General features: G+C 42.1%; 10 protein-coding genes. 1 reads left to right on the top strand and 9 read right to left on the bottom strand.

Features of this window, described 5'->3' with window-relative positions; genetic code table 11:
* Positions 1 to 16: 16 nt before the first annotated feature.
* The 8 genes from V7K41_RS19565 to V7K41_RS19530 form a co-directional block, all read right to left on the bottom strand.
* On the bottom strand, positions 17 to 2,110 hold the full coding sequence (locus V7K41_RS19565; protein WP_334850797.1) for a prolyl oligopeptidase family serine peptidase: 2,094 nt from the start codon (positions 2,108 to 2,110) through the stop codon (positions 17 to 19).
* 362 nt (positions 2,111 to 2,472) lie between these two features.
* On the bottom strand, positions 2,473 to 3,306 hold the full coding sequence (locus V7K41_RS19560) for an NAD-dependent epimerase/dehydratase family protein (RefSeq protein ID WP_334850931.1): 834 nt from the start codon (positions 3,304 to 3,306) through the stop codon (positions 2,473 to 2,475).
* Positions 3,307 to 3,608: 302 nt separating this feature from the next.
* The gene (locus V7K41_RS19555) at positions 3,609 to 9,467 is read right to left on the bottom strand and encodes a hybrid sensor histidine kinase/response regulator (protein WP_334850796.1); all 5,859 of its coding nucleotides are present in this window, start codon (positions 9,465 to 9,467) and stop codon (positions 3,609 to 3,611) included.
* A 125-nt stretch (positions 9,468 to 9,592) separates the two neighbouring features.
* The gene (locus V7K41_RS19550; RefSeq protein ID WP_334850795.1) at positions 9,593 to 12,541 is read right to left on the bottom strand and encodes a methyl-accepting chemotaxis protein; all 2,949 of its coding nucleotides are present in this window, start codon (positions 12,539 to 12,541) and stop codon (positions 9,593 to 9,595) included.
* 14 nt (positions 12,542 to 12,555) lie between these two features.
* The gene (locus tag V7K41_RS19545) at positions 12,556 to 13,086 is read right to left on the bottom strand and encodes a chemotaxis protein CheW (RefSeq protein WP_334850794.1); all 531 of its coding nucleotides are present in this window, start codon (positions 13,084 to 13,086) and stop codon (positions 12,556 to 12,558) included.
* Positions 13,087 to 13,099: 13 nt separating this feature from the next.
* A complete protein-coding gene (locus tag V7K41_RS19540; protein WP_069073698.1) occupies positions 13,100 to 13,465 on the bottom strand; it encodes a response regulator transcription factor in 366 nt (121 codons plus the stop codon).
* Positions 13,466 to 13,629: 164 nt separating this feature from the next.
* Positions 13,630 to 13,809, bottom strand: coding sequence for a hypothetical protein (locus tag V7K41_RS19535; RefSeq protein ID WP_334850792.1), 180 nt, complete (start codon positions 13,807 to 13,809; stop codon positions 13,630 to 13,632).
* On the bottom strand, positions 13,806 to 14,984 hold the full coding sequence (locus tag V7K41_RS19530) for a response regulator (RefSeq protein WP_334850790.1): 1,179 nt from the start codon (positions 14,982 to 14,984) through the stop codon (positions 13,806 to 13,808). Before V7K41_RS19530 ends, V7K41_RS19535 begins: the two co-directional genes overlap by 4 nt.
* Before the next feature lie 384 nt (positions 14,985 to 15,368).
* Between V7K41_RS19530 and hmpF the strand changes: the two genes are divergently transcribed.
* Positions 15,369 to 17,126 carry a pilus motility taxis protein HmpF gene (gene hmpF, locus V7K41_RS19525; RefSeq protein WP_334850788.1) on the top strand — a complete coding sequence of 586 codons (1,758 nt, stop codon included), beginning with the start codon at positions 15,369 to 15,371 and terminating at the stop codon, positions 17,124 to 17,126.
* A 56-nt stretch (positions 17,127 to 17,182) separates the two neighbouring features.
* Here the strand turns inward: hmpF and V7K41_RS19520 are convergent, their stop codons facing one another.
* Positions 17,183 to 17,353, bottom strand: coding sequence for a hypothetical protein (locus tag V7K41_RS19520; protein ID WP_334850786.1), 171 nt, complete (start codon positions 17,351 to 17,353; stop codon positions 17,183 to 17,185).
* Positions 17,354 to 17,509 lie beyond the last annotated feature (156 nt).

Here is a 17,509-nt window from a genome sequence, read left to right as displayed (position 1 = left end):
CCACCCGACAAAGTTGCTAAAATTTCACATCTAAAGCACGTACCAAAAAAGCCCATTTATCTGCGGCTTCTTCGATAATTTTAGCCGTGGGTTTACCCGCACCATGTCCTGCTTTAGTCTCAATTCTAATTAGCGTTGGCGCATCACCTGCGTGAGCCTCTTGTAAAGCGGCGGCAAATTTGAAACTATGAGCAGGGACAACGCGATCGTCATGATCGGCTGTGGTAATTAAGGTTGCTGGGTAAGCTGTATCTGGTTTGATGTTATGTAATGGCGAATAAGCATACAGTGCTGGAAACTCTTCTGGATTATCTGCTGAACCATATTCGGAAGTCCAAGCCCAACCGATGGTAAATTTATGGAACCGCAACATATCCATAACGCCGACTGCTGGTAAAGCTGCACCAAACAAATCAGGACGTTGCGTTATGCAAGCACCCACTAATAAACCGCCGTTACTACCACCTGCGATCGCTAGCTTCTCAGTCTTAGTATACTTATTAGCAATCAACCACTCAGCAGCGCCAATAAAGTCATCAAAGACATTCTGCTTTTTATCTTTTATCCCTGCTTGATGCCATTCTTCACCATATTCTCCACCACCGCGAATATTAGGCATAGCATAGACACCACCCATCTCCATCCACACCAAAAGACTCACAGAAAAACCAGGTGTCATTGAAACATTAAAACCCCCATAGGCATAGAGATAAGTTGGGTTATTTCCATCTAAGTTAATACCCTTTTTGTGCGTAATAAACATTGGCACTTTAGTACCATCTTTGCTCTGATAAAAGACTTGTTTTGTCTCGTAATCATCAGGATTAAAATCTACCTGCGGCTGGCGGAAAATAGTACTTTTTCCAGTTACCATATCGTAGCGATAAATAGTACCTGGTATTGTAAAGCTGGTAAAACTATAAAAAGTTTCAGTATCATAACGCTTACCACCAAAGCCACCTGCTGAACCGAGTCCGGGTAGTTCTACCTCTCGAATAAACGCACCTTTGAGGTCAAAAATTTTGATTTGGCTGTGAGCATCTTTGAGGTAATCAGCAACAAATTGGTTATTAAGTATGCCAACACTTTCCAAAGTTTCTGCTGACTGGGGAATGATTTCTCGCCAATTTTCCTTAGCAGGTTTTTTCGTATCAATCGCAATAACTCGTCCCCGTGGCGCATTTGAATCTGTGCGAAAATAAAAGATGCTATCATCATTGTCGATAAAGCTATAATCTGCCTCAAATTGGTTAATTATTTCTAATACTTCTGCGTTAGGATTAGTCAAATCTTTGGAAAAAACCAAATTTTTGGAATCACTACCCAGCCAAATTGAAATTATTAGATAACGTCCATCTTCAGTAACGCCACCACTAAAACCCCATTCCTTTTGGTCAGGACGATGGTAAATTAGTACGTCTTCTGATTGAGGTTTACCTAGTTGATGATAGTAGAGCTTTTGATAATAATTGACATCTTCTAATCGAGTTTTTTCATTTGGTTCATCGTAGCGACTATAGAAAAAACCTTGATGATCGTGTGTCCAAGATGCGCCAGAAAATTTAATCCACTTCAGATGGTCTTGGAGGTCTTCACCAGTTTCAACATCGCGTACTTTCCACTCTTGCCAATCAGAACCAGAGGAGGATAAACCATAAGCTAAAAGTTTACCATCCTCGCTAATCGACAATCCCGAAAGAGCAACAGTGCCATCTTCTGAGAGTTTATTGGGATCGAGTAAAACTTTGGGTTGGTCGTCGAGGGTTTTCAAAGTGTAAAGGACACTTTGATTTTGCAGTCCGTCATTTTTGAAATAAAAGTAGCGTTCGGTGGAACCGTCTGGTAGAGATTCGCCTTCTTTAAAAGGGATACCATATTTTTCATAATCCCAAAGTTTGGTAAGGCGCTGTTTAATTTTTTCCCTAGCAGGAATTTCACTCAGGTAGCCAAACGTAACTTGATTTTGTGCCTCAATCCAAGTTCTTGTTTCTTCCGAGTCAGGATCTTCTAACCAACGGTAAGGGTCTGCAACTAAAGTACCGTGGTAATTATCAGCTTGATTACTCTTATGGCTGGTTGGGTAAGTGAGAGATTTTTCAGAAGAAGGCATAGTCTTAGGTCAAAGTGCTTCTTTACATACTACAAAGATAGACCCAAGACTTGGGGTATACACTCTAATTGTTCTCAAAGAGAAAGCCCCGGCTTCTGGCGGGGCCAATACGTGCTATTGATGTCTATAGAACAATTGTACTATTAAAAACTAGTATCAGCTTTAATTGAGGTAGAAGCGTGTAGATGTAGCGACCTGCAATGTTAATCGCTCAGACCTGCAATCATGACATTTTCAAACTGGGATTAAATGCAACTATAATTGTGCTTCAGCCAGGATTAACTGCAACTGAGTCAGGATTATTTGCAACTATAAAGTAAAAAAAACGAAGCATTATTGCTGATTCTATAGGAAACTAAAATTTATTTGTTTTGTGGTCGCCATCTGTGACGCGGAATCCATTGGAGGACTTCTTTAGCAAGTTGGGTATTAATAAGAGCTTTGTAAGGCTCACGTTCATATTCATGTCCACCATGCCAATCTACTTCAGGAAGTAGGGACTGAGCCATTTCTGGACTAGTTCGATGTGCCGAAGAAATATCATCCGCGCATAGCAGCAAAGTGACATGACCAGGATTAGGGCAGTGTAAAGCGCACCGTGCTGCTTCTGCTGCGTCTTGAACATCGAGAAAAGCGCCGTATTCCCAAAATGGATTCCATTCAAAATCGGGATTGGCTTGCCGATTGGAAATAATAAAATTGTAAGTTTCTTCATCAAAAACACCTGGTGGTCGCAAACAAATAGTTGGGATACCTGTGCTATCGGTAAAATATCTGCACATTTCTTCACCAAGACGCTTAGAAACGGCATAAGGGGTAATTGGATAACAAGGATGATTGTCATCTAAAGGAAGATAGTCCGGTTTTCTCTCACCTTTAAAGATTCCTAATACATCAACACTGCTGAAAAAAACAACACGTTTGAGTTTTGCCTCTGCTGCTGCTGAAAGAATATGCCAAGTTCCGAGAAGATTGACTGCCATTATTTCATCTGGCGTGTCCTCAGAGTTTCCAAGTAGCGCAGCAAGATGAACAACTGCATCGCAGCCTTGAAGTGCCGAACGAATTTCATTTGGATTTAGAATATTATGACCACTTGCAATGTCAAAGCCGATCACTTCATATCCGTCGGCACACAAAACTTTTTCAACAACTGAACCAATCATTCCTTCGTTGCCCGTAACTAATATCTTCATAGTCCTCACCTGTATATGATTTCGCTCAAGACCTGCTCAAAGTGGCAGCCCCGCAGCCAACATTTGCTCCTGCAACTCACGCGCACGCACCGAGTCAAGTTAGCCACGAAACAACAATTTAATTTCAGCCGGTTTGGCATTGAACTGTTCAGCCAAGCCCGTCAGGTCATAGCCATGGCGAGTGAGAGTCGGTTCCAAATCATCAATTTGCTTCGACAGCAACGACTAGTCAACGTACCCTGGCGCGGTTGGATAAAGCCATTTGGTGTAGACATCCCAAATTCTTCAATCTTTTGGTTGGTTTAGCTAACGAGTTTCTCTCCTTTGAGCATTCGCGCTGCGGCTTCAAGTAGAGCTTCTTCGAGATAAGGCTTGGTAAAGTAGCCACTAGCACCGAGTTGAGCTGCAATTTGTCTGTGCTTGTCTGCACCCCGCGAGGTGAGCATTGCGATCGGTAAGTGGTTAAGGTTAGAGTCTTTCTGAATGCGAGAGAGTAATTCCAGACCATCGCAACGGGGCATTTCGATGTCGCAAAATACGATATCGCAAGGCAGACCGGAGCGGAGTTTATCCCAAGCTTCCTGACCATCACGTGCCTGTTCTACGCGATAACCTGCTTTATTAAACGTTAGGGAGAGCAGTTCTCGGACTGTAATCGAGTCATCAACAATCAGCACTGTCGGGTCAATCTTTGTAGGAGAGGTATCTGGGGGAGTAGTTTTCTGTTGCCAAGAATTGCCACCAATTTGTGTAGAAATTCGTCCCTGGAAGATGTCAATTATTTCTAGTACGTCAGCAATGGGCATAATCCGACCATCGCCCAAGACTGTAGCACCAGCTACACCAATGGGTTTAGGTGCTGGCCCTTCAAATTGCTTAATTACAATTTCTTGTTCGCTCAATACCAGGTCAATCTGTAGAGCAATCAGGGTATTTGCTGATCGCACTACAACCACAGAAACCATATCATCATCTCTGGTACCGCCATAGACATTACCGCGACTGATTTGGCGATTGAAGGTTAAAAGTTCCTTCAGAGGTCGGAATGGTAGCACCGTATCGCGCCAGGAAATAAATGATTGCCCATTGGCATCGTGCTGAATATTTTTGACTGATATATCTAGCGTATCTTCTACACCATCCATCGGGAAGGCGATCCTGGCGCGATCGGAGACGCAGCAGAGAGCTTTACAAATACTCAGAGTCAGTGGTAAACGAATGGTGAAGGTGGTTCCCTTACCGATCGCAGAATCGGTGTTCACTGTTCCCCGAATTTCGCTAATTTCGGAGCGCACTACGTCCATACCCACACCACGACCAGAAATTTCATCTGCTTGGTCTTTGATTGTAAAACCAGACTGGAACAGCAGATCGTAGACTTCCAGACGAGACATAGCTTTTGCCTGCGCTTCTGTAATCATACCAATCTTTACTGCCTTAGCCTTAACCCTTGCAGAATCGATACCTGCACCATCATCGCCTACGGAAATGATCGTTTGGTTGCCTTGGTGGAAGGCACGGATAGTAATGATTCCTACAGGTAGTTTACCAGTAGCTTGCCTCTCTTCTGGCGTTTCAATACCGTGAGCGATCGCATTATTCAACATGTGAGTCAGTGGATCGGTAAGATGATCCAAAATCATCTTGTCAATTAAGGTATCGCCACCTTCGATCACCAGCTCTACTTGTTTGCCACACTTAATGGCGTTGTCGCGCACTCCTCGCCGCCAGCGATCAATAGTTTGAGCAAAAGGCACCATTCGCGCTCTAGTTAATCCCTCTTGTAACTGGGTGGTTACTTGGCGGAACTGCCTTGCGACTCGTTCGGTTTCTTCGGTAACAAAATCAATGTCACTAGCCGACTCACGCACTCGTACAATCCGCTCAATCATCTGCTGTGAAAGTGTATGGAAGGGAGTAAAACGATCCATTTCTAGCTCGCTAAAACCCCTGTCGGCATTGGAATCAGGGGCTTGTAAGCCGGGGTCTTTCTTTTTGCGTCCAGCTAACAGAGACGCTTCCAGTAGCGATCGCTCGTACAACTCCTGCATCCTTGCGCCCACATCCGAGAGTTGTTGTACCTGAATCAGCAAGTTATCTAATGACTGTCGCAGTCGTTCATGATCTTGCTCTAAGGTATTGCGATTTACCACCAACTCCCCAACTAAATTACTCATATCGTCCAGTTGCTTAACTGGAACCTTCATCGTTTCTTCAAATCTCGCAGCCCGACGAGTAGAGGGGCCAGTAGTTTTGCTGATGTTCGATTTTACTACAGGAGAATGGGATATTGTTTGATTCGCTTCTGCCAGCAATTTCTCCAAGTCACCAAATTCATCTTTTATGGCTGGTGATGGAATATCATTTTTAGCTAAGACTGGTTGAGTGTTGAAGGGCTGGGGTTGGCGTAGCTCGTCGTAGACATCGCTGTTGTTATCTGTACTTAGCAATTCTTCTAGGGCAGCAAAATCTATTTCTGGTATCTTCTTCGCTTTGGAGAACGGTGCTACTTCCTCTCCTAATAATGCTGCCAAGTCTGCAAATTCATCTTCTGGAGCAACTACTTCAATAGTTTCTGTAAACAATAAATTATTTTCAACAACTGTATTTTCTGTTAACTCAAAGGTAGTTTCTAAATTATTATTTTCCTCAGTAGCTATAACTTCTGGGCTTGTCTGGCTTGGATCTGAAGTTTCCCCAAAACTGATATCTAAAGAAGTTTCTGATAGTTCATCCACAGTATTTTCTGTGGTTTCCATCTGAATATAAGTTGAGTCATTTGTAGCGACATTTTCAAACAACAGTTGCGGATTTTCATCGAAAGAGCTGAACAAATCATCTGACCGTGATTCGGGTGATATTGAATCTGAAGTTTCCCCAAAACTTATGTCTAAAGAAGTTTCTGATAGTTCATCCACAGTATTATCTGTGATTTCCATCTGAATATAGGTGGAATCATCTGTGGCGACATCCTCAGAGTCTAACAAATCACCTAGCTGTGTTTCGGATGATACTGAATCTGAAGTTTCCCCAAAACTGATAGTTTCTGATAGTTCATCCACAGTATTTTCTGTGGTGTCCATCTGAATATAGGTCAAGTCATTTGTCGCAACATCTTCAAACAGCAGTTGCGGATTTTCATCGAAAGAACCGAACAAATCATCTGACTGTGTTTCGCGTGATGCTGAATCTGAAGTTTCACCAAAACTGATAGTTTCTGATAGTTCATCCACAGTATTTTCTGTGGTGTCCATCTGAATATAGGTCAAGTCATTTGTCGCAACATCTTCAAACAACAGTTGCGGATTTTCATCAAAAGAGCCGAACAAATCATCTGACTGTGTTTCGGGTGATGCTGAATCTGAAGTTTCCCCAAAACTGATAGTTTCTGATAGTTCATCCACAGTATTTTCTGTGGTTTCCGTCTGAATATAAGTCAAGTCATTTGTAGCGACATCTTCAAACAGCAGTTGTGGAATCTCCTCAAAAGAGCCGAACAAGGCATCTGATTGTATTTCGGATGATGCTGAATCTGAAGTTTCCCTAAAACTGATAGTTTCTGATAGTTCATCCACAGTATTTTCTGTGGTTTCCATCTGAATATAGGTCAAGTCATTTGTCGCGACATCTTCAAACAGCAGTTGCGAGTTTTCTTTAAAAGAGCCTAGTAAATTAACTTCCAGATCGACAACAGATATCTCTGGAGGCTGATTAGTAAATTCTGGAGCAAAATCTGAAGATTCTGGTTGTTGCGATCTGAGAATTTCTTCCCCTGGATGCTGCGCGAGCAAAGGCGTTTCAGTCGTGTAAGTATCGTTGATTATAGGGTCAATAGTTGAGCTACTTGATGTTAATTCATCAAATAAATTATCTCCAGAATCTGATGATAATATCAAATCTAGCTGTTCTTGATGCTGGAAATTGATATCAAAATCTTCTTCTATATCAAAACTGGCTATAGGAGAAGGTATGGACTGCTGATTATCAGCAAAAATGTCATCAGCCGCCGCAGTAAACAAACTTTCGTCTAACACCCTTTCCAGATTCCGATCAATTAAGGAATCGAATTCGTCCTTTTCCTCTGTGATTTCCTGATTCCAGAAGTTGCTCAGATCATTTTCTGATTGAGAAAACTCAGGTTCTGTTGCTAAAGGTGTATCAAACAAATCACTAATTTCTGGTTCACTTGTCGATAGTTGTGTCTGTTCTTCCATTTCAGCAAACAGGTTGTCCAAAGACAAGTCTATTGGCTCAGGTAATTCTATGTAGTCACTAGGGGTAATTTCTTCTACCCAATTTGCATTTTTAGTTTCTAAGAATAAGTTATCAAAATTGTTTTGTTGGTTGATAGATAGTTCCACACTGGCGAACAGCTCAGTTTCTGCTTGAGTGACTTCACCTGTTGGCAATAGTTCTTCATCATCTAATCGCAGTGTCAAGAAATCTTCAACTGCACTATTTTGGACAATCTCACCAGTAGTCTGGTTTGGATCGCTAGGAATATCAATAAATTCTTGTAAAATTTCGGAAGAAGATGAGTCTAAATTTATATCAAGTTCGTTAATATCGCTCAACTCTAGAGGCGTAGCAGATGTTTGTTGATTTTGCGGTTCTGAATTATCTTTTTCTAGGAAATGGTTACCAAATAACAGGGATAAATCTTCTGTTGTGGCTGTAGTTATTGGGTGTAGCGCGTTGTTTATATCTTCATTAAAAGAGAGTAAGTCAGATAAATCGTTATGAGCGTCTTCAGCCTCAGTGCTGCTTAAATCAATTCCAAAGTCATCGGTAGCAACAATATCTAAGGTTTCTTCTTGATGCCAGTTGTCATCTAGTTCGGGAGTCTCACCGTCAAATAAATCGGCAAGGGTATTTAACTCAGCTATTCCCACCTCTGGCCCATTGGGGTCAAGATTATTACTGATTGGATGTGCTTCGTCATGTGTGGTGAAAGTAAAACTAGTGTTTCTACTTTCGTTTAGTGGTGTTCCTTGTAACTGAAGGTAGGGGCGTTCGTTAGAGACGTTGGCATAGCTATCGCTACTATCTTTGTCTAGATTCAGTTCTTCAGTTGTCTGGGTTAAGTTCGTTATGACAAAAGGCTCGGTGTTACCAGATACAATTTGTTTTGATTCTGTGAAAACCGCAGACTGTTCATCAAATAAATCAGGGGTAACTTCTAATAACTCAATTTCTGCAAAGCTCAAAAGTGCTTCTAGTTGCTGACTAATTGCAATTTCGGCTTCTCTACCTTGCAGGACTAATTCTTGAGCTTGTTTGATTTCGGTAATGACAATTTTAGCTAAAGTCAGATAAGTATTTTCGGGATTGCCGATCGCACTGGCTGCTGCTTGACACAAACCACACCACTTGGACAAATTCCAAGTTTCACCAAGTTTGACTAACTGGTGACAGCATTGCTGGAGGTTTTGCCGAGTTGAGGGTGTTGTCGTTTGCTTAAATAATTGCAACATTTCCCGCAGTGTTTGCAGCACTTGGGCTTGGAACTCGCTCCAGTTATTACTTTCTTTAGCTGCGACTGGCGATAGCGTAGCGTTAGCGAGTCCGCGAGCGTCTAGCGTCTCTTGAGGTGCTACCGAGTCTGAAGATTCCTGATGGGTGTCTTCTGCCAAATCGGGAATATCTCGCCGCAGGAAAAGTTCTGTAAGTGTGGAGACATTCTCTACAGAGGTTGTAAGTTCTGTTGCGTCAGGACTGCTGGCTGCTCCACTCTTTCCTTGTTCTACAAGCAGTTCCAGATGCTGATACAGCCATTGAAAGACTGGCTCAGTTTCTGACATCAAAGTATTAGCTGCATCTTCAGAAAGACCATAAGGCCCGCTCAAATGCTCTAACAGCGATTTTAGGGTATCAGATACACCAAGAAATAAAGACTCTAACTTTTGGTCAATCTGAACCGGATTATCTTTAAGAACTTTAAAACAATCTTCCAGACGGTGGGAGGTATGCTGGATGCTAGTCAATCCAAGCATCGCCGCTCCTCCTTTGATGGAGTGAGCCGCCCGGAAGACCTCACTGATCATTTCCGGGTCGTTCAGGGTACCCTCTAAATTCAGTAAGCCCTGCTCAATGGTATTCAGGTGATCCCTGGCTTCTTCAATAAAGTAACCCAAAATCCGCTGTTGTTGTTCCGGCAGCATAGTTTTTTAGTCATTGGTCATTGGTCATTGGTCATTGGTCATTGGTCATTGGTCATTGGTCATTGGTCATTAGCAAATAAAAAGGACAAAGGACAAAGGACAAACGACAAAGGACAAATGACAATTTATCTGGTTTCCATAGTTTCCACTCGGAAACGTTCAACGGAGGCGATCAAGTCACGGGATACACCTACTAAGTGTTGTAGAGCACCTGAAACCCGCTGTGCTTCTTGGGAAGTTTCTTGCGCGGTCAGTTCTACTGATTGCATTACATGAGCGACAGCGCGGGAGGTTTCCGTTTGTTCCACAGTGTCGCTGGTAATAGAGCGCACAAGAATATCGATGCGATTCGCCACTTGAATAATGTTTTCGAGCGATCGCTTGGCTTCTTCTGCCAATTTTGTCCCTTTAATTACTTGTTGTGTGCCTTCTTCCATCGCGGTCATTACTGAGCCTGTTTCGCTTTGGATTTGCATCACAATTTGTTCAATTTCCTTCAGGGATTTAGCAGATTTATCTGCTAGCTGGCGCACTTCATCTGCAACGATCGCAAACCCACGTCCAGCTTCTCCCGCCCTTGCCGCCTCAATACTAGCATTGAGTGCTAACAAGTTTGTTCTGGAAGCAATTTGAGAAATCAACGCCACAATTTTAGAAATTTCTTGGGAAGATTCCGCCAACCGCTTAACTTTGCGAGTGGTTTCGGCAACGGTTTCTCGAATTTCTAAAATCCCTGCTACGGTATTTTCGACTGCTTCACCACCTTTGAGAGCGATCGTACTAGCATCACGAGCAACGGTTTCGGCTTCCCGCGCCGCCTCTGCTACCCGCTGAATCGAGTCGGTCATCACCTGTACAGAATTCAGCGTCACCGCTAACTCTTCTGCTTGCCGCAAAGCATCACTAGATAAAGCTCTAGCAAAAGTTTCAGAGTTGGTTGCACCTTTTGTCACATCCTTCGCCGCCACTTTTACCTGTTGAACGATATCCCGCAAGTTTTGAATTGTCAGGTTAAAGGCATCAGCTACCGCTCCGAGTACGTCGGCTGTCACTTCCGCTTGGACTGTTAAATCGCCTCTAGCAGCTCCTTCCACATCATCCAAGAGACGAATCACCTGACGTTGCAGGTTTTCTTTGGCTTCTTCTTGTTCATCGGCTTTGCGTTGGGCTTCACTTGTGGTTGTGAAAATTACCCGCGCCATTTCATTAAAGCCAGTGGATAAATGCCCCAATTCATCTTCGGAAAACACTGTGGCTTGAGCATTTAAATTTCCTTGACGTACAGCCTCAAACTGAGCTTGCAAATCATCAGTTGTGCGCCGAATTTGTTTAAGCGTAAGATTCCCCATGAAGCCTGCGGTAGCAAAACCTGCAATCCCTGCGGCTAGTGACATTGCCCAACCTGTGTTTCGTACTGATTCTCGTTGTTGGGGTGGCGAAAATGTGGTGGCGACAAAGCTAACTGTGGCTACAACCAGCGCTGAGACAATGCCTACACTTCCAGCAATTAGCCATTGTTTCCGTTCGATAGAGGCATTTTCTAATGGTGCTAACCATCCTTGCTCGATGCTGACATTGGGTTCTAGTTTCGAGATATCTGTTTGGCTAAAGACTGGAACGGCTTCATGGGAACCAGTCATTGAGAATAGTTCTTCTTCGCGATCGCTAGCAGCTGCATTACTTAAAAAAGCTTCTGCGCTTTGAAGGCGTCCAGTATCACTAGTTTCTACTGGAGCAGAATGGATTGCTGCATCACCGAAGTTAGAATCTCCTTCGATCAGGTCAAACCCTGGAATATTGCCTAAATCGTCAAATTCCTCAAAATCATCTAAAAATTCGATATTGCTCTTAGAATTTTCTCCATTTAGTATATTGCTTGAATCTTCATAAGAGTTTAAACCATCTGAGCCAAAGGCAGACTCAAATGCTTCCATATCAAACTTCTCATCGTCATCAAACTTATTTTGACTGATGAATTCACCTGACTTCAACTGCTTTTCTTCTCGAGGTAAATTGCTATTAAAAGATAAATCCTTCTCAGGCAATTTCGGCTGAAAAGCTGATTCTACTTCCAAATCTTTTGGTGCTAACCAACTATGTGCTTCGGTTTCAGATAAGTTATCTTGACTGCCGTATTCCAACTTATTTGTTGTTGACGAATCATTTCTCAGTTCTTCTGCAACAATCAGTAAAGTTTCGTCTCCAAAAGGAGATTTTTTATATTCTAAATTTCCAATCCTCTCCTCTGGAAACTTTGGCTCACTCAACAATAAATCAGGAGAGTTATTCTCGCTATTACCAGTTTGTAAATTAGAAGATGAATAGTTATTATTGTCAATATTTGAATTTTCGTGAGGATAATTTAGCTCACGATCTGAGAATTGACTATTTGCTAATGATTCTTCCAGAATTTCTTCTGAGATACCTTCCTGCCAAAAAGCAGGCAACTCTAATTCTCTGTTATCCTCCCAGTTTTTATTTGACTCTTGTTCCTGTGATTCTTCATTTACGGCAAAAGGGTCATCACCAAAAGGTATAGAATAATCTGATATTTTTTCTGTTCCAATACTATCTTCTGTGGGTATATCAAATGGGCTTTTTGAAGATATATCTTCAACGCCATTTACACTTTCTTGATGCTCTCCAAAAAAGTTCAAATCAAGGTTATCGCTGTCAAACTCCTGATTAGCACCCAAATCTTCTAATTCTGGTTCGCTATATGCCAGTACATCAGATATTTCTGAGGAATTTATTTCCTCTTGACTTTCTGGTGGATCGATCTGCCCACCGAATGACTGTAAATATTGATTGATATTATCAATTCCATTTTTGGCAAAACCAATAATTTCTCGATCGTTAGTCAAGCCTAATACTTGTTGATATTCTTCTTTTGCTACATCGTACTGCTGTAAAACATAGTAGATGTGACCCCGCAACAAATGGGTATTGGGGTCATCTGGTAAATTTTGCACCACTTGGTCAACTAAAGTGGCCGCAACCTCATAATTTCTTTGAACATAGGCGGTCATCGCCTGTTGATATGTTGGCTCGTAATTATCAATACTTGCTGCCATTTCCTCCTCCAATTTCATCCTGCCCACCTAGCACTCCGTACAATTGCCATTTGATCGAGCAGTCGTAGACACTGGTTGCTTTTAGCACCTAATGGCCACTCTCCACGTAAAAAGGGAGCCATAGTATCTGGAACACTAGTTGGTGGCATCAGATTCTGGACATCCAACCAGTCCATGCCACCGATTTCCTCTACTGCTAAACCGACTATTGTGTCTTGCTCTTCAATAGCAATCACCGAAATTTCAGCTCTATCCGTGTTTAACACACTTGCTTCCCCAAGAAATTGACCCAAATCGGCCACCCAAATAACTCGACCTCGTAAATTTAGAGTACCCAAAAGTAAAGGAGAAGCATTAGGAATCGGGGTGATTCTATCAGGACTTAGTTCAATTACCTCCCGGATGCCAGTTGCTTGTAGTGCAAACTCCTGATGCGAGGGAATGTAAAACCTCAAATGTAACTCACCTTCAGGACTTTCTACTTGTAATTCTGGTCGAAAGTGGTCTTGACCGCTGCCACTTAAAAAGTCCGGTTTGCTGACCATGTTGTTTTTATCCTTATCCTCGCAGCAGTTGTTTGACTGTTCCTACCAACTCGGTTGGTTGAAACGGTTTGGCTATGTAAGCGTCTGCACCCTGCTTCATGCCCCAATAGCGATCGAATTCTTCACCTTTAGAAGAACACATAACCACTGGGACATTTTGGGTTTTTGGATCGGATTTTAACCGCCGACAAACTTCGTAGCCGTTCATTCGGGGCATGACAATATCCAATACCACTAAATCTGGAGGTGCTATTTGAATTGCCTCTAATGCTTCTAATCCATCACTAGCATGGGTAACTGTTAGGCCAGTTGCTTTCAGGAGGTCTGTAATCATCTCCCTTTGCGCGATACTGTCTTCCACAATCAGAACTGTGCTCATAAGTGTCTATTTACCTCCTGATGTAGACGTTCCTATTTGGAACATTCCCTGATTCCTCCGCAAGTATTAACTGTATAAATTAATTTTAGGTTTTCACTATTTTCCTGGATATTGACGTTTCACTGAGTTAGCTGACTCTGTGATAACATCTTTTTACTCATCTTTTAGTAGATCAACAAATCTTCGATCTCTTTTATATGCCCCATAAACTCCAGAGATGAGGGAAAAATAATTAATGCCCCATCCCCAATGCCCAATACAACTCTTGGAGAGGCTGCGCCAACGACTTCTCTACGAGACGCTACGCGAACGCTCGGTACAAGTGCCCAATGCCCAATTTTCATTGGTTGTTGATATATTTCTCTACGAGCATGAGTAACTCAGTGTCTGTAAACGGTTTTGTCAAATAATCTGTTGCTCCGACCATCCTAGCTTTGACTCGATCGATAAACCCATCTTTCCCAGTAAGCATGATAATCGGCGTGAGCCGAAATGCTGTTGAATGTCGCAGCATGGCGCAAACCTCATATCCTTCCAATTCCGACATAGCAATGTCGCATAAAATTAAATCCGGTTTGAGTTTAAAAACCAGACTCAGTGCCTCTAAGGGATTGGTAAGAGCGATCGCTTCATAACCTTGTGGTTGTAAGATGGAATTTATAGTCTCACCGATGGCGATCGCATCGTCAATACATACTATCCGTCCCCTCAGTTTTTCCTTCAATTCCCAGCCCTCCGTGTGTATATCTGGGTAGTTAGTATCGGAATATACTAAATTCAGCCAACTTTGTTGCACATAAGGGTATATTGCCTTAGCGACGGTCAAAATGTCTCGGTTGAGATGGCGAGCTAGTTGTCGCAAGGATGTTTTACCATCAGCCCAATGTTGTAGCTTATTCACGGTTGCTTCTGGTAAAGAAGATTGTAGCTGAACTTTGTCAGATAGCATTGGCAATTGTTCTGGAGACTGAATGTGTGGATAGAGTTGCTTCCACTCTTGCAACTGCTTCGTAATTTTTGTCACAAATGGAGCAATCTCAAAAGTGTTTAATTGCGGGGCAAGCGCCGCACCCTGATGGAAAATAAAGTTACCTTGGCGTAAACTCAGCAGGTCAAACAGAGTTTCATGCACTAAACCGGAAATGATACTACCAGCTATCTTTGGGTTGATGATATTCCGCTCCAAGAGTGCCCAAAGATAGGCATATTCTGGCGCATCGGTTGGTGGTAGTGAGACAATTTGTTTGTCGGTGAGTCGCATCTCAACTCGATAATGACGTAAATAATCGCTAATTCTGGATAAACTACTCTCGCCTGCTTGGCAATAGATAATTTGACCATTAAGGAAAAAAACAAACCAAGACTGTTGTTTAGGGCGATAAATACTTGCTCCATCTCCACCCAGTTTGTTGTTATGGTGAGAGCTATAAGCTTCCACCCATAGTTGCCCAGTTCGCTGTCCCAATTCAATCAATTGCAGGATACTGCAAATATCAATTTCATTTAAATTTCCCTGCATTTAGCTAAAAAGTACTCCTTAAGTATTGCTGAATTCTGAATCGTGAATTATGACTTCTTCTTTAAGTATTGATTATGGAGTATTGAAAAGATTTTTACTCTGTTCTGATTGTCATTAGGGAATACATTAAGCTATAAACCTTCATCTTTCGTAATACACTTTGACAAAGCTAGTGTTAACACGGAAGTCATCATCACTGTCATCAGTACAAAATATAAAGGCGCGACCAGATCGCTTCTATAAGTATCAAGACGTAACCTCTCGCGTCTATAGTTTTGTCTGTCTTGTTCTCCTAAACCTCGGTTCAGTCAGACAAGTTAACAGAATTATTTAAGGTATATCTCAAAACACAAACTTTAAGTGCATCAATAAAGGACAAACGGTGTGCTGTATTTAGCAGAAGTACAAAAACAGAAAGGTGGTTTACTCAGTGGCGGTGCTAAAACCGAATTGAAACTGCTAGCTTGTCAGCGAACTGACCAGAATTGGAGTACTGTGTCGGAAGAAGTGATTGCCGCTGAGGACGCAAGCAAATTAAATGATGGCGCTTTAGTATTGGTTGAACTGAATCCGAATCGTCAAGTGCAGCGGATTCAAGAAGCAGGGCGTCCACTCGTCAACATTTTGCAGAATTTTTCCCGCCAGTTGGAGAAATTTAAGCTTAAGGAAGATGAGATCGATCAGTGGAAACAGTCATTAACATTTCAGGCGCAAGAGTTGAATCGCCGTGAAATGGACATGGAAGTACGAGCAGAACAGTTGCAAGAATTGGAGGATGAGGTACAACATCTGGAGGAGCAAAAACAGGAAGTTGACACCTCCCGCCAGGAATTTGAACGGCTGCAAGCAGAAATTGAGCGCAACCGCCAAGAGTTGGAAGGTGCTTGGGAGCATTTACGGGGAGAGCAGCGTCGCCTAGAGGAACGCCAAGCGGATTTTCAACAAGGGACGGTTTTGGATGAGGAGCAAAGTCGAGTAATGAGTGAGTTACTCGATCGCTTATCTAGTCGTGTTGCTCCTACACAAACAGTCAGAGAACACCTGCATCTAGCCTTTGAATTGGTCGAAAAGCAGCAAGCGACTCTCACCCCGCACTGGCAAAAACTAGAGGAGCAAAAAATTGCGATCGCACAACAGCAAGAAGAAGTTGAGCGCTTATCACAAACTTTTAGCGATCGCCAAAATGCATTGCAAGAGGCACAAAATTCTCTAGTTCAGCAAACAGCCCAATTACAAATAAATACAGCAGACCTTACCAGCAAGCAAGAGTATGCTCGGCTCGTCAAAGAGCAGTTACGAAACGCCGAAGAGTTATATCAACAGATGCACTCTTTAGCTGCAACATCTGGTGATGTAGTTCTCGGTAAGCAAGCTGATGTGGAGGCTTTGAAGAAAATGCCTTTAGAAGAACTACAAAAGATAGTGCAAGACTTGCAGCATAAGTTAGAAATCGACGCTAGCTTTGTTCACGATCAAGAACAAGAACTGAAATATAAACAAGAAGCTATAGAAGAACTCCAAACTAAATTAAATCACGCATCTGACCATGACCACATCAATTTAGAACTGGAACTAACGGATGAAAAAGACCTTTATCAGATGCTAAATTCCAGTTTGGTGGGACAACGCCGCAATATGCTACAGCACCAGAAGTTTCTCAAGCAACACCAAGCTGTACTGCTACGGCGGCAAGGACGTCCTGTTACTGAAGAAGAAAGTAACAACAAAATTAATTTAGAACCGATTCTGTTACAAATTGAAACCCAGCGACAACAATATTCACAGGAAATCCAAAAGCTGGAACGTGAAATTGAGCAAATTCGTTCTGGTGTTGAGCTAAATCAGGGAATGATTGACAATCAAACTCACGATTTGGATGAAAAACGCCAAGAACTCAAAGCGATGGAGGAAAATTTGCTATCCCTACGAAGAACAACTGCTGAATACTATGGTCGAGTAAATCTTTATCAAGAAGCACTACAACCAATTCAGAATTCTCTAGATGGATTACGGCAAAAGCTGCAAGGAATTAGAGAATCTTTAGATCAATTCCAGGAAACTGCTGATTATCAAGTCCAAGCGATCGCTCAGTTGCGTCATACTCTCCATTTAATGCCTCAGCCAGAATTACTAGCATCTTAACAAGTACTTGGACTTTAGCCTAGCTAAAGTCCAATTACGAACTATGATCTTAGTTATTACTCTATAAATAAACTAGAGTCTAGATTAAAAAACTCTCCCAGCTTACGAGCTTGTTCTGTATTTATCTTCTCTTGTCCATTTAAAATATTATCAACCAAATCTTCTGCCCCTAAAACTGATACTAAATCATCTCTACTTTTCTCAGATTCTTCTAAAAAAAATAGCAATATAGATAGAGAATTATTTTTCTGGCTTGGCTGATAATATTCTTGTTCAAACTTTTCAATTAAAGTATAGCAACCGCCAAGATGGTTAGGACAAGCAGTATAATCTCTAATGAAAGTAAGATTAGATACTGATTATATATTCAGTATAAAAACAGA

The sequence above is a fragment of the Nostoc sp. genome, assembly GCF_036917415.1.
GTDB lineage: Bacteria > Cyanobacteriota > Cyanobacteriia > Cyanobacteriales > Nostocaceae > Nostoc.
Note: the sequence above shows the minus strand (reverse complement) of the source record. Positions and strands in the feature narration are given on the sequence as shown.

What these genes read in the sequence shown, in the direction of transcription:
- V7K41_RS19565 (WP_334850797.1), bottom strand. Translation starts at nt 2,110, where the DNA reads ATGCCTTCTTCTGAAAAATCTCTCACTTACCCAACCAGCCATAAGAGT.
- V7K41_RS19560 (WP_334850931.1), bottom strand. Translation starts at nt 3,306, where the DNA reads ATGAAGATATTAGTTACGGGCAACGAAGGAATGATTGGTTCAGTTGTT.
- V7K41_RS19555 (WP_334850796.1), bottom strand. Translation starts at nt 9,467, where the DNA reads ATGCTGCCGGAACAACAACAGCGGATTTTGGGTTACTTTATTGAAGAA.
- V7K41_RS19550 (WP_334850795.1), bottom strand. Translation starts at nt 12,541, where the DNA reads ATGGCAGCAAGTATTGATAATTACGAGCCAACATATCAACAGGCGATG.
- V7K41_RS19545 (WP_334850794.1), bottom strand. Translation starts at nt 13,086, where the DNA reads ATGGTCAGCAAACCGGACTTTTTAAGTGGCAGCGGTCAAGACCACTTT.
- V7K41_RS19540 (WP_069073698.1), bottom strand. Translation starts at nt 13,465, where the DNA reads ATGAGCACAGTTCTGATTGTGGAAGACAGTATCGCGCAAAGGGAGATG.
- V7K41_RS19535 (WP_334850792.1), bottom strand. Translation starts at nt 13,809, where the DNA reads ATGAAAATTGGGCATTGGGCACTTGTACCGAGCGTTCGCGTAGCGTCT.
- V7K41_RS19530 (WP_334850790.1), bottom strand. Translation starts at nt 14,984, where the DNA reads ATGCAGGGAAATTTAAATGAAATTGATATTTGCAGTATCCTGCAATTG.